General features: G+C 59.2%; 12 protein-coding genes. 5 read left to right on the top strand and 7 right to left on the bottom strand.

What is annotated here, in order from left to right:
- Positions 1-7 precede the first annotated feature (7 nt).
- The 5 genes from imuA (at position 8) to feoB (ending at position 7,473) form a co-directional block, all read left to right on the top strand.
- Positions 8-634, top strand: a complete 627-nt coding sequence (imuA, locus tag G403_RS0110930) for a translesion DNA synthesis-associated protein ImuA (protein WP_027854033.1) — start codon at positions 8-10, stop codon at positions 632-634.
- Positions 634-2,025: a Y-family DNA polymerase gene (locus tag G403_RS0110935; protein WP_027854034.1), complete on the top strand. Its 1,392-nt coding sequence runs from the start codon at positions 634-636 to the stop codon at positions 2,023-2,025. The genes imuA and G403_RS0110935 overlap by 1 nt, the downstream gene beginning before the upstream one ends.
- 4 nt (positions 2,026-2,029) lie before the next feature.
- Entirely contained in the window at positions 2,030-5,149 is a 3,120-nt protein-coding gene (locus G403_RS0110940; protein ID WP_027854035.1) for an error-prone DNA polymerase, read from the top strand.
- 124 nt (positions 5,150-5,273) lie between these two features.
- The gene (locus G403_RS0110945; RefSeq protein WP_027854036.1) at positions 5,274-5,525 is read left to right on the top strand and encodes a FeoA family protein; all 252 of its coding nucleotides are present in this window, start codon (positions 5,274-5,276) and stop codon (positions 5,523-5,525) included.
- Positions 5,518-7,473, top strand: coding sequence for a ferrous iron transport protein B (gene feoB, locus G403_RS0110950; RefSeq protein WP_036233476.1), 1,956 nt, complete (start codon positions 5,518-5,520; stop codon positions 7,471-7,473). Before G403_RS0110945 ends, feoB begins: the two co-directional genes overlap by 8 nt.
- A gap of 328 nt (positions 7,474-7,801) precedes the next feature.
- Here feoB and G403_RS0110960 read toward each other — a convergent pair whose 3' ends face one another.
- The 7 genes from G403_RS0110960 to G403_RS0110990 all read right to left on the bottom strand — a co-directional run bounded on the left by G403_RS0110960 (position 7,802) and on the right by G403_RS0110990 (position 13,474).
- Positions 7,802-8,260 carry a hypothetical protein gene (locus G403_RS0110960; RefSeq protein ID WP_027854038.1) on the bottom strand — a complete coding sequence of 153 codons (459 nt, stop codon included), beginning with the start codon at positions 8,258-8,260 and terminating at the stop codon, positions 7,802-7,804.
- 70 nt (positions 8,261-8,330) lie between these two features.
- Positions 8,331-9,554: an organoarsenical effux MFS transporter ArsJ gene (gene arsJ / locus G403_RS0110965; protein WP_027854039.1), complete on the bottom strand. Its 1,224-nt coding sequence runs from the start codon at positions 9,552-9,554 to the stop codon at positions 8,331-8,333.
- Between the two features lie 160 nt (positions 9,555-9,714).
- The gene (locus G403_RS0110970; protein ID WP_027854040.1) at positions 9,715-10,728 is read right to left on the bottom strand and encodes an ArsJ-associated glyceraldehyde-3-phosphate dehydrogenase; all 1,014 of its coding nucleotides are present in this window, start codon (positions 10,726-10,728) and stop codon (positions 9,715-9,717) included.
- A 69-nt stretch (positions 10,729-10,797) separates the two neighbouring features.
- Positions 10,798-11,034 carry a thioredoxin family protein gene (locus G403_RS0110975; RefSeq protein ID WP_027854041.1) on the bottom strand — a complete coding sequence of 79 codons (237 nt, stop codon included), beginning with the start codon at positions 11,032-11,034 and terminating at the stop codon, positions 10,798-10,800.
- 25 nt (positions 11,035-11,059) lie between these two features.
- Positions 11,060-12,052: a permease gene (locus G403_RS0110980; protein ID WP_027854042.1), complete on the bottom strand. Its 993-nt coding sequence runs from the start codon at positions 12,050-12,052 to the stop codon at positions 11,060-11,062.
- A gap of 16 nt (positions 12,053-12,068) precedes the next feature.
- A complete protein-coding gene (arsB, locus tag G403_RS0110985) occupies positions 12,069-13,088 on the bottom strand; it encodes an ACR3 family arsenite efflux transporter (RefSeq protein ID WP_027854043.1) in 1,020 nt (339 codons plus the stop codon).
- Positions 13,089-13,123: 35 nt separating this feature from the next.
- Positions 13,124-13,474, bottom strand: coding sequence for a metalloregulator ArsR/SmtB family transcription factor (locus G403_RS0110990; RefSeq protein ID WP_036233480.1), 351 nt, complete (start codon positions 13,472-13,474; stop codon positions 13,124-13,126).
- Positions 13,475-13,501: the final 27 nt, after the last annotated feature.

Consider the following 13,501-nt stretch of genomic DNA (forward strand, 5'->3'; position numbering starts at 1 on the left):
GGTTGTCGTGGCACTGGCAGACTTGATAGCGCAGGGATCTCTATGGCGAGGCTCGGAGGAAGCAGCTGCACACACGGGTGACGTTGAGCCCTCTGGATACCCGGAACTGGATGCCCTGTTAGCGGGAGGTGGCTGGTTCAAAGGGCAGCTGATTGAACTGCTCTATGCGGCGGAGGGCTGTGGCGAGCTACGCCTGTTATGGCCTCTGCTACAGCGTTACCAGAAACCGGATGGCCTGGTGATCTGGGTTGACCCACCGTTTCAACCCTACCCTTTGGCGCTGATTCAGGCCGGTATCTCCCTGTCCAGTCAGCGAGTGGTACGTACCGGCTCCATGAAAGAGCGGCTCTGGGCTACAGAGCAGGCCCTGAAAAGTGGCTGTGTCCCCCTGGTGCTGAGCTGGCTGGGGCCGCAGGTATCCACCGCGGCACTTCGGCGCCTGCAGTTGGCGGTGCAGGAGGGGGGCGGACTGGGCTGGATCATGCGGCCGGAACAGGTCCGTGAACAGTCCTCGCCGGCCGGATATCGGTTACACCTGCGGCCGGGTTTGGTCGCGGCAGAGCTGACACTGCTGAAGCGCCGTGGTGGCTGGCCACTACCGCCCACCGAGCTAGAACTGCCGGCTGTGGTCTGATGCGCTGGCTCTGTCTGCATTTCCCCTGGCTGGCGCTGGAGCTACATGGCATACCGGCGGATCAGCCCCAGGCGCTACTTGATACCCGGCAGCGGATAGATCTGGCTAACCCCTGTGCGCAGGACCAGGGGGTGAAACCCGGTCAGGCCCTGGCGACGGCACTGGCGTTAAGCTCGGAGCTGCAGCTGCTGGAAACTCCGGCGGCGCGACTGCACACCGCGCTGAATCAGCTGGCTCTGTGGGCCGGAGGATACAGTGCGCGGATCAGTCTCTGTCCTCCCCGCGCCCTGCTGCTGGAGATGGCCAGCATGCTGCACTATTTTGGCGGGCTGGATGCTTATCTGAGGTGTATTCGTGAGGGGGTGGCCAGTACCGGTTACACGGTCCGGCTGGCCATTGGTGAGACGGCGCGCGGAACTGAGCTGTTAGCCGCAACGACAGAGTGTCTGGAGCCAGATAAACGGCAATGGTGGCAACGTCTGGAGGCGTTACCGATCGATGCTCTGGGGTTGCCGACACGGCAGGCTGAGCAATTACAGGGTGTGGGCCTGAGCACGCTGGGCGAGCTGCGGGCTCTGCCCCGACATGAACTGGCCCAGCGATTTGGGCAGGGCATGCTGGATAGTCTCGACAGGGTTCTGGACCCGGGGGCAGCGCTACCGGATATATTTGAACCGCCGGAGCAGTTTCATCAACGTATAGAACTGGGTAGCGAGGTCAGCCATACCCAGGGGCTGCTGTTTCCGCTGCGACGTCTGTTGGCAATGCTGGAGGGTTTTCTGCGTCAGCGACAGCAGCATGTGACCCGGATCAAACTGCAACTCTATCCTCGGGATGGGCAGATTCAGGTGGTGACTGTGCACCATGACGGCGGCTGTGTAACGGCTGCTCAGTGGATGGAACTGTGTCGGTTACGGCTGGAGCGGGAGCGGTTACAGGCACCGGTACTGATATTGGAGTTGATTGCCGAACAGGGACTGTCGCGCAGCTTAATCAACCAGGATCTGTTTGCTCCGGCCCGAAATGCGGAGTTACCGGAGCAGCTGATCAGTCGTCTGCGCAGTCGGTTGGGTGAGGCTGCCGTCATGGAGATGGAGGTACAACTGGATCACCGGCCGGAACAGGTTATAAGCGCTCGTACCGGTCGGGGAGCGCCGGTGTCTGATTTCCATGCTGCGCGACCCGGCTGGTTGCTATCCCGACCTCAGCCTCTCTCTGCACATTTGCAGCGGCGCTTGGATTGGCTAATGGGCCCGGAGCGGATCTGCAGTGGTTGGTGGGATAAGCCCGTGGCGCGGGATTATTTTATCGCCCGCTGGCCGGATGGTCGATGCGGCTGGGTTTTCCGGGACACGCGGGGGCACTGGTTTATCCACGGTTGGTTCGGGTGATGACATGAGCAACGATTCCTGCCGTTACGCAGAGCTGCATGCGATCTCCAACTTCAGTTTTCTGCGTGGCGCTTCCCATCCCGAGGAGCTGGTGGCCCAGTCCGCTGCATTGGGGTATGAAGCCCTGGCGCTGACCGACGAGTGTTCACTGGCGGGTGTTGTGCGCGCGCACCAGGAAGCTAAAGAGCTGGGTCTCAAACTTTTGGTCGGCAGTGAGTTCCATATAGACGGTCGCGTGCTGGTACTGCTGGCACGGGATCGGATGGGCTATGCACAGCTGTGCACATTGATTACCCGCGGGCGTCGGCGTGCAAAAAAAGGTGAGTATTTACTGACGCTGGAAGACTTTGAAACCGGGCTGGATCGCTGCCTGTTACTGTTCCAGCCGGGGCCGGAGGAGGCTCAGTTGGCGGCTGATATGGCGTGGCTCAAGCGTTATCACGCTGGACGTGCCTGGTTGCTGGTTGAGCGTTTGCTGGATGCCGATGATAGCTGGCGCTGGCAGCGTTTGCTGGCCCGGGCCGGGAACGGGGATATTCCTCTGGTCTGCGCCAGTGCTGTCTGTATGCACAGTCCTGAACGCCAACCGTTGCAGGATCTGCTAACGGCCATCCGGTTACGTACCACAGTGTTTCAGGCGGGTTGGCAGTTGGCCGCCAATGCCGAGCGCCACCTGCGCCCCCTTGCTGCCCTGGCACAGCTTTATCCACAGGCGCTGCGGCAGGAGACTCTGAAAATTGCTGCGTTGTGCGACTTCTCTCTGGATGAACTGCGTTATGAATACCCGGCCGAACTGGTGCCTGCCGGGCTCAGTGCTCGGGCGCATCTGCGTAATCTGGTTGAGCAGGGGATTAAGCGCCGCTTTCCCGACGGCGAGCCGGAGACTGTTCGTTCAATGATTGAACATGAACTGAAGGTGATCGCTGAACTCGACTATGAGCCCTATTTTCTGACCATTGAGGATATTGTCCGCTTTGCCCGCGAGCGTGACATCCTCTGCCAGGGGCGAGGCTCTGCGGCTAACTCCGTGGTGTGCTACTGCCTGGGGATAACCGAGGTAGACCCGCGCCAGGTGAACCTGCTGTTCGAGCGATTTCTATCGAAGGAGCGTAACGAGCCGCCCGATATCGATGTGGACTTTGAACATCAGCGTCGGGAGGAGGTGATTCAGTATATCTACCAGCGCTATGGTCGTGAGCGGGCGGGATTGGCGGCAGCGGTTATCAGCTATCGCAGCCGCAGCGCTATCCGCGATGTGGGACGGGCACTGGGCTTTGATGAGGCGTATCTGGGGTGGTTGATCAGTCAGCTTGACCGGCGCGATACTCAGTTGCCTTGGCTTGAGCAGTTGCGGCAGCTGGGCGGTGAGAAGCCGGCACCGATGTTCCGTCATCTGCTGGCGCTGGTACCGCAGATCCTGCATTTCCCACGGCACCTGTCCCAGCATGTCGGTGGCTTTGTGATCGCCTCCGGCCCCTTGCATGAGCTGGTGCCGATCGAGAACGCGGCCATGGCCGATCGTACCCTGATCCAGTGGAACAAGGATGATCTGGAAGCCCTGGGGTTGTTGAAAATCGATGTGTTAGCTCTGGGGATGCTCAGCGCCCTGCGCCGGGCTCTGCATCTGTTGGGTGAGCGGGATGGCCGTAACTGGCAGATGCAGGATATACCGCGGGAAGATCCTCAGATCTATGCCATGCTCAGTGAAGCGGACTCCATGGGGGTATTCCAGGTGGAGTCGCGGGCGCAGATGAACATGCTGCCCCGTCTGCGGCCCGCCAAATATTATGATCTGGTGGTGCAGGTGGCGATTGTCCGGCCGGGCCCGATTCAGGGTGATATGGTGCATCCTTACCTGCTGCGCAGGCAGGGCAAGGAAGCGGTGGATTACCCCAGCGAGGAGGTGCGCGCGGTGCTTGAACCTACGCTGGGGGTACCCATATTCCAGGAGCAGGTGATCCGTCTGGCGATGGCGGCCGCCGGTTTCAGTGCCGGCGAGGCAGACCAGTTGCGCCGGGCCATGGCAGCCTGGCGACGCAGCGGCAGCATTGCCCGCTATCAGCAGAAGTTACGAGAAGGATTATCCGGCCGAGGCTACAGTGCCGAGTTTGCCGAGCGGATCTGTCGTCAGATCGAAGGCTTTGGCGAATACGGTTTTCCTGAATCCCATGCCGCCAGTTTTGCCTTGCTGGTTTATCTTTCCGCCTGGCTCAAGTGCCATGAACCGGCTGCATTTTGCTGTGCACTGCTCAACAGCCAGCCCATGGGGTTCTACTCACCCTCCCAACTGGTGCAGGATGCCCGTCGTCATGGTGTGGAGGTCCGCCCGGTCTGTATCAACGCCAGTCACTACGACTGTACGCTGGAGTATGACGTGCGACCGCCTGCATCTGGACAAGCGGGTGCTTTGCGCTTGGGATTTCGGTTGATCAAGGGGTTCTCACAGAGCGGCGCCGAAGCGTTGGTTACAGCACGGCCTGACCCGGGATATTCCAGTATCAATGAGTTACGTCGCCGGGTCGCCCTGAGCCGGGGAGATTACGATGCACTGGCCGCTGCCAATGCGCTGGTGCAGATTGCCGGACATCGGCATCAGGCCCGCTGGGCATTACTTAATCAGGAGCCGGAACTGTTACTGGATATTGAAGCCCCGGAAGTGGATGAAACTCGAACGTTGGAAGCGGCGACACCCATGCCTGTGCCAGATGAGTGTGCCGAGCTGCAGGCGGACTATCGGCATACCGGCTTGTCGCTGGGGCGTCATCCTGTACTGCTGTTACGGGAGCAGGGGCAGCTGCCCCGCGCCGTGCGTTCGGATCGCTTGAGTGCAATCAAAAGCGGGCGTCCGGTTCGCGTCGCCGGATTGGTTACCAACCGACAGCGACCGGGTACGGCTACCGGCATCACCTTTGTCACACTGGAGGATGAAGCGGGGCAGATCAACCTGGTGGTCTGGCAGGCAACGGCACGGGCGCAGCGCAAAGCACTGTTGGGTAGCCGAATCCTGCAGGTGGATGGGATTCTGGAGCGTGAAGGCGAGTTGATCCACGTGATTGCCGGACGTCTGACCGATATGACGTCACTCTGGGCCGGGTTGAGTAATCGCTCGCGGGATTTTCATTAGGATTGATGTGGTTTTTAGAACAAAGTTTTGCACAAGAGGCTGCTTCCTTGATCCAGCGCAGTCGTTTAGTTTCGAGTACTGAGTACTATTGATAATTGTTATCATTGTTTTTTCGAGGTGGCTTATGGCGTGTGTACCACTGAGCGAAATGAACAAGCAGCATTCCGGTCAGATCCTTCGTCTACGCGGATCTCGGAGCCTGCGTCAGCGTTTGGCGGCCATCGGTATTCTAAAAGGTCAGCCGGTTTCGCTAAAAGCGACCACCCTCTGGGGCGGGCCCCGCGTCTACACCATCGGTCAGCATCAGTACTGCCTGCGCCATGAAGAAGCCTGCCAGATCGAAGTTCAGCTAGCGGATATTGCCGATTGTGCCTAAGCGTCGTTTCACTGTCGCGTTAATCGGCAACCCCAACTGCGGAAAAACTTCATTATTCAACCAACTGACCGGTGCCAATCAGCGTACCGGTAATATGCCCGGCGTCACTGTCTCTGCCCGTTTTGGGGAGCGTGAGCACCAGGGGGTAGAGATCCACTTTGTGGACCTGCCCGGTATCTATTCACTGAGCCAGAACCGGGTTGAAGAAAGAGTCGCGCGCGATTATCTGCACGAGACACCTCCTGATCTGGTTCTCAATGTACTGGATGCCGGTCACTTAGGCCGCCACCTGGCGTTGACCAGCCAACTGCTAGAGCAGGGTGTCCCCATGTTGCTGGCGCTGAATATGCTGGATGAGGCGCGCCGCAACGGTATTCAGACCGATCTCGAAAAGCTCAGTGCTCACCTGGGTGTCCCGGTTCTACCCAGCGATGGGCGTCGTCGTACCTACCTGGATGCGCTGCTCGATGCACTGGTTAATCAGTTGCTCCATCCCGGTGAGCCGCGTACTCACAGCATCCGTTACGATGCAGCTATCGAGTGCCCGATCGATGCCCTGGTAACCACCGGCTTACAACGCTGGCAGGCGGTGCGTCTGCTGGAAGCGGACGGCGACGTACCTTTCGCCTGCAATGAGGTGCAGAAACGGATCCTGCAAGATGCCCTGGTCGAGTTTGATGACGAGGATGAGGAGAGCCCCGGTGAGCGTTTGGTGCATGGACGATACCAGTGGATTCATGACCTGCTACAAAGCGTGGAGCAACGCCAGCCCGGTCAGGCGGGTATCGATGACCGGCTGGACCGCTGGGCGCTCAACCAATGGCTGGGCGTGCCTCTGTTCTTCGCCGTGATCTGGCTGATGTTTGAGGTGACCTTTACCCTCGGGCAGGTCCCGGCCGATTGGATCGATGCCGGCTTTGTGGGGCTCGGTAATGGCATTGCCAGTCTGTTACCCGATTCTCTGCTCAAGGCGCTGCTGGTGGATGGCATTATCTCCGGCGTGGGCGGGGTCATGGTCTTTCTACCCAATGTGGTGCTGCTGTTTCTGTTTATGGAGTTGATTGAACAGAGCGGCTACATGGCGCGGGCGACCTTTCTGGCAGACCGCTTGATGAGCCGGGTCGGCCTCCATGGCAAGGCACTGGTGCCGTTGGTGATGGGCTTTGGCTGTAACGTGCCGGCGATCATGGCAACGCGCAGTATCGAAGAGCCCAGGGCGCGGTTGATTACGATACTGATCAACCCTTTTATGAGCTGCTCGGCACGACTGCCGGTGATGCTGTTGCTCTCGGGCGTATTCTTTCCGCAGCATGCGGGTACGGCCCTGTTTGGTATCTATGTGCTGGGGGTGGTGGTCGCTTTTGCGGTGGCGATGATTCTCTCGCGCAGCCTGCCAACTTACTACGATGAAACCTTTCTGATTGAGTTGCCCCCCTGGCGTTTTCCCACCTGGCACTCGCTGATGCTGCATCTGTGGGAGCGCTCCCGTTTCTTCCTGACCAAAGCAGGGACTGTGATTCTGTTCGGCTCAATGCTGATCTGGCTGCTGCAGACCTTCCCCCGCGAGGGGACATCCTGGCTGGAGCAGTTTGGTCACTGGTTGACGCCCCTGTTCACGCCGCTGGGGTTCACCTGGCATGAAACAGTGGCATTGCTCTCGGGGTTTGTGGCCAAGGAGGTAATCGTCTCAACCCTCGGCGTGGTGTATCACGCTGCCGGTGATAATTCGGCCCAGTTGGCGCAGAGCTTGTCGGCTACGCTGGACCCGGCTGCCGGGCTGGCGCTGATGGTCTTTACCCTGCTTTACATGCCCTGCCTGGCTACCATGGCCGTGATCCGTCGGGAAGCGGGAGGCTGGCGTTGGACGCTTGCCTCCACAGTGGTTGGGCTCGTGCTGGCCTGGGGTGCTGCTTGGGCGGCCTATAACTTGGGGAGCTTGTGGTTATGAGCGGCTTGAGCGGGTTCGACCTGGTGGTTCTGGTCGTTGTTGTTACGGTCGTGGGAATCTGGCTCTTTCGCTTTGTTCGACGGGCTCTGGCAGCGCGCTGCGGTTGTGAAAACACCGCCAAGTGCAGGGGTTGTGGTAGTCGGCCATTTTGTGAGGACGATGCGGATAAGTAGCAGTAGCGAAGGGAAAAAGGTACGGCAGTCGCCGCTTTTATCTGGCCGGACGCCGTGAGAGGCGTAGGCCAGGAACCCTGAAGCCGGGTGAGCATTGCGACTGCCGTCTAACTTCATTGTAGTCCATATTTGGGGGCGCGCCACTCAATACACCCTTAAATATCACCCAGCAGATTGGACGCACTTGAGAGGCGCATCGCTTCATGTTTTTCCAGGGCCGCCAGCTCTTCCAGCAGGTCCACAGCCGGTGTGGCAACCGCTCGGCTGGCCAGGAACTTGTAGAGTTCAACGATCTGACTGTGCTCTTCCTCGATCTTGCTGATGATCTCTTCCGCAGACAGGTTTTCGAACGGGGCTCCGAGCTCGTTCAGTGGCTTGATCGGTTTCTTGTTGAGAAATTCCATCACCCAGGTATTGAGCGCCTTTAAATTGTCGGTCTCTTCGAAGGCGCGAAGCGCATCGGAGAGTTTGCTCTCATGCTCGGCCAGGTAGTCCAACAGAATCCGTGCTTTTTCGCTGGATTGGCCGGTGCTGCTATTGCTCAGGCAGTCCGCGAGCTGCTGGTGGTAAGCCCGGGTCCAGTGGATAATGTCGCGGAAGGTATCGATCTGCATGTGTGCCTCCTAGGTTACACCTTCTGACTACAGAATATGCCAGCACAGTCAGAATGCCAGTCGCCGGCCCTTACTCATTTCCTGAGGGCAAAGCCAGCGAGATCAAGGTGGTGAGTAGGAGTAGCGCTGCAGAGATCCAGAGACATGCGGCCAGACCGTTACTGCCAAGCCCCGCAGCCTGAAACACCCAGCCGGAGAGTACCGTCCCGAGCAGCCGGCCCAGGGCATTGGCCATGTAGTAGAAACCCACATCCAGGGATACGCCATCCTCCCGCGCCAGGCTCACTATCAGGTAGCTGTGCAGAGAGGAGTTGATGGCGAACAGCACGCCGAACAGCAGTAATCCGCCGATCAGCAGGATGGCCGGGTTGATCGCCAAGCCCAGGCCCAGCGCAATCAGTGCCGGAATGGCGCTGAGCAGCGCGGCCCAGACCAAGGCGCTGCGCCCATCCGGCACTTTGTCGTCGGCTTTTCCGGTAATGCGCGGGGCCACCGCCTGTACCATGCCGTAGCCGATAATCCACAGGGCCAGAAAACCGCCGGTCTGCCAGTGACTCCAGCCCAGGGTTTGCGAAAGAAAGACCGGAAGGGCGACCACAAACCAGACATCCCGGGCACCAAACAGACACAGGCGAGCCGCCGACAGAATGTTAATTGCCCGGCTTTTGGAGAAAACATCGCGAAACTTGGGTTTGGCTTTCGCCCGGCCCAGGTCCTTGCGCAGCAGTATCAGGCTGATGATCCAGACCAACATTAGCGCAGCTGCCATAGCCGCTACGGCACCTGCAAAACCGAGCCCCATCAACAGCGCACCGCCCAGGAAAAAGCCGGCCCCCTTGAGCGCGTTCTTGGAGCCGGTAAGCAGTGCCACCCACTTATAGAGCGTGCCCTGGGCATCGGTCGGGACCAGCAGTTTGATGGAGCTTTTGGCGCTCATCTTGTTCAGGTCTTTGGCGATGCCGGAAAGGGCTTGCGCGGCCATGACCCAGGGGACGGTGAGCATCGTCGCAGGCACCAACAGCATGGCCAGTGCCACCACCTGCAGAGCCAGGCCGATATTCATGGTTCGGTTAAGGCCCAGATGCGCGCCGAGCCAGCCGCCCACCAGGTTGGTGATGACGCCGAAGATCTCGTAGAACAGAAACAGCAGTGCGATCTCCAGCGGCGCGTAGCCCAGTTCATGAAAATGCAGCACCACCAGCATCCGCAGGGCGCCATCGGTGAGGGTAAAGGCCCAGTAGTTACCGGTAACGATCAGGTACTGGCGAATGGCGGGGGAGAGGTGACTCAGCATATAAAGCCTGCTTTAAATGTAGACTCGGTAGTGGTGTATGACCGGCAGGCATCATGTTGACGACACGCTGTCACATCCCTGTTCGCTCGGACGGCGCCATCCGTGGCGCCCTACGGTTATCAACATGAAGCCTCCCGGTCTCTGTGGAGCGCGTGCCAGATTAGCCTTGATCCATCCGCCCAACTTTCAAAGCCAGCTCCGCCGTGCGATTGGCGTAGCCCCACTCGTTATCGTACCAGGCGTAGATCTTCACCTGGGTTCCATTGACCACCATGGTGGAGAGCGCATCGATGATGCTGGAGCGCGGATCGGTTTTGTAATCGATGGAGACCAGCGGACGCTCCTCGTAACCCAGGATGCCGCTCAGCTCGTCGTCTGCAGCCGCCTTGAGCAGGGCGTTGACCTCTTCTGCGCTGGTTTCGCGGGCCACTTCGAAAACGCAGTCAGTGATCGAGGCATTGGCCAGAGGGACGCGGATGGCGTGGCCGTTCAGCTTGCCCTTCAGCTCCGGGAAAATATGGGTGATCGCCGTGGCCGATCCCGTGGTGGTCGGTATCAGACTCATGCCGCAGGCCCGCGCCCGGCGCAGATCCTTGTGCGGCGCATCCAGAATGGTCTGGGTATTGGTGATATCGTGGATGGTGGTCATGGAGCCGTGCTGGATGCCCAGCGCTTCGTGGATCACCTTGACCACCGGTGCCAGACAGTTGGTGGTACAGGAGGCGGCGGTAACGATCGTATGTTCAGCTGGGTTGTACAGGTCGTCGTTCACCCCCATCACCATATTGAGGACGCCTTCCTCCTTCACCGGTGCGGTCACCACCACGCGCTTGACGCCCTGATCCAGGTAGGCCTGCAAAAGCGCCTTCTTATTCATTTTACCGGAGGCTTCGATCACCAGGTCGCAGCCTGACCAGTCGGTTTCGGCGATGCTCTTGTTGCGGCTGGTGCTGATGCGCCGGTCATCGATCAGGATACTGTTTCCTTCGGCGCTGGCCTCATGGTTCCAGCGTCCGTGGACCGAATCGAAATTGAGTAGGTGGGCCAGGGTGGCGGCATCCCCGGCCGGGTCGTTGATATGAACAAACTCGATCTCAGTTTGCTCCCAGGCGGCCCGAAAAGTCAGGCGCCCCATGCGCCCGAACCCGTTGATTCCGATCTTGATCTTGGCCATAACACATACTCTTAATTTCGTTGAATGAATAACGTCAGGAGAGCCTGTCGCGGATCGCGTCCTGGCTCTTTAGCTCTTCAGCCATCCGCGAATCGCGTCTTGGCTGGGAATACTGCCGCTGTGGACAACTTGGTCGTCGATGACCACGGCCGGTGTACTCATTACGCCGTAGTTCATGATCGCTTCCGGGTTGGTCTCTTTAATGACATTCACATCGGTGCCCACTTCGGCAGCAACTTTGCTGATGATTTCCGCGGTCTTGATGCACTTGCTGCAGCCGCTGCCCAGTACTTTTATCTCTTTCATGGTGTTTACCTCGCGTTGCCGGCGCTCAGATAAAGGGCGTCAGCAGATTGAATATCCAGCCCACCAGCGTGAAAGCTGTCAGCAGAACCGCAAACAGAATCGCCAGCAGACGCCACTGCATCACCTGTTTGAGCAGGATGAACTCCGGGAAACTGGCGGCTACGGTACTCATGCAGAACGCCAGCGTTGTGCCGATGGGTAAGCCGTTGACGATCAGACTCTCCATCACCGGAATCACGCCGGTGGCATTGGAGTAAAGCGGAATGCCCAGCCCCACGGCCGCCGGTACCGACCACCACTGGCCATCGCCCAGGTGGGTTTCGATCCAGCCGTCCGGCACGAAGCCGTGCAGGGCAGCGCCAAGGCCAACACCGATGATCACCCACTTCCAGACCCGGCCGAAGATCTCGCCGGTTTCTGTTTTCGCGAAGCGGTGGCGCTCGCTGAATGCGAGCTTTTCAACCGGGCCTGTCTGTGTCGGCTGCTGGTGCTGCCTGCCGCGTTCCAAGGCTTTCTGAGCAAAGGATTGCAGCCAGCGCTCGGCACGGATCTGATCCAGAAAAAGGCCACCAAGAATGCCAACGCCCATACCGACAATCACGTAGAGCAGGGTGAACTTCCACCCCAGCAGACTCATCAGCAGCAATACCGCGACCTCGTTGATCAGCGGCGAGGTGAGCAGAAACGCCATGGTGATGCCCACCGGAATACCGGCCGAGGTAAAACCGAGAAACACCGGGATGCTGGAGCAGGAGCAGAAAGGTGTAATAGCACCGAAGCCGGAGCCCAGCACATAGCCGACCCCCCGATGACGACCGGCAAGAAAGTCCCGCACTCGCTCCACATTGAGCGAAGCGCGTGCCAGGGCGATCAGATAGATCATCACTACCAGCAGCACGTAGATCTTGCTCACATCCTCGACAAAAAAGTGCAGGGCATCGCCCAGCTTGGTGTCCGGCGATAGCCCCATCAGTCGATACACCAGCCAGTCGGCCAGCTGGGTGAAGATCTCAAACATGCTTTAACTCCTCACCTTAATTCCCAAACCAGTGCCGCGTCCGGTTGGCAAAAGCGACCAGCGACAGCATCACCGGTACCTCCACCAGCACGCCGACCACGGTGGCCAGCGCCGCGCCGGAGTGCAGGCCAAACAGTGAGATCGCCACCGCCACGGCCAGCTCGAAGAAGTTGGAGGTGCCAATCATGCAGGCGGGCGCCGCGATATTGTGCGGCAGGCGTAGCCAGTGGGCGGCGGCATAGGCGAGCGCGAAGATGCCATAGGTCTGGATCAGCAGCGGAATTGCGATCAGACCGATGGTCTGTGGCTGGGCCAGAATGGTATTGGCCTGGAAGCCGAACAGCAGAATAACAGTGGCCAGCAAACCGAGAATCGAACAGGGTTTAAGCCGGTGCACGAAGGCATCCACCCGGGCGCCGTCGCTGCCGCGCTCAAGCTGATGCCGGGTCCAGATCCCGGCGACCAGCGGCAGTACCACGTAGAGCACCACCGACAGCAGCAGGGTTTCCCAGGGCACCTGGATATCGCTGACGCCGAGCAGAAAAGCGGCGATCGGGGCAAAGGCAAACACCATGATGATGTCGTTGATCGAGACCTGTACCAGCGTGTAGTTCGGATCGCCCTTGGTTAGCTGACTCCAGACAAACACCATGGCGGTGCAGGGAGCCACCCCGAGCAGGATCATACCGGCGATGTATTCGCTGGCGCTTTGCGGGTCGACCCAGTCGGCAAACAGAACACGAAAGAACAGCCAGCCGAGCAGCGCCATGGTGAATGGCTTGATGAGCCAGTTCACCACCAGCGTCAGAATCAGTCCTCGGGGGCGTTTACCCACATCTTTAATGGCGCTAAAGTCGATCTGCACCATCATCGGGTAGATCATCACCCAGATGAACAGCGCAACCACCAGGTTTACATGGGCGAATTCAAGCCCGGCCACCTGGGCGAACAGGCCCGGTGCCAGGTTGCCGAGCAGCACGCCGCCGAGGATGGAAAGCGCGACCCAGAGGGTCATGTAACGCTCGAAGATACCCATGATTCAGTCCGTCCTTTTTGCTGTCTCGGGGGTGGTTAGCTGTTGCTCGCGCAAAGGTTTCTGCCCGGACGCTCCTTCATGGTATGGAGGCGGTCCAGGCTTTCGGCCAGATAGTCGGCGTTGGCTTTCGCGGTCTCTTTCAATACCCGGTGAATCCAGGGCGACATCTGCGGATCAAGGGAGTAAAACACCCACTGACCGGCACGACGGTCCGCCAAAACACCACTGCGACGCAGCAGGGCCAAATGGCGGGAAACCTTGGGCTGGCTTTCATCCAGCGCACAGGTCAGTTCGCAGACGCATAACTCTCCCTCCTGCTCGATGAGCAGCAGGCTGGTGAGTCGGATGTGGTCGCCTAACGCCTTAAACAGCTCCACCGGTGTCATTATTCAGTACCACTCAAAATCTGCTTG

Origin of the sequence: Marinobacterium litorale DSM 23545 (genome assembly GCF_000428985.1) — a bacterium.
Taxonomy (GTDB): domain Bacteria; phylum Pseudomonadota; class Gammaproteobacteria; order Pseudomonadales; family Balneatricaceae; genus Marinobacterium_D; species Marinobacterium_D litorale.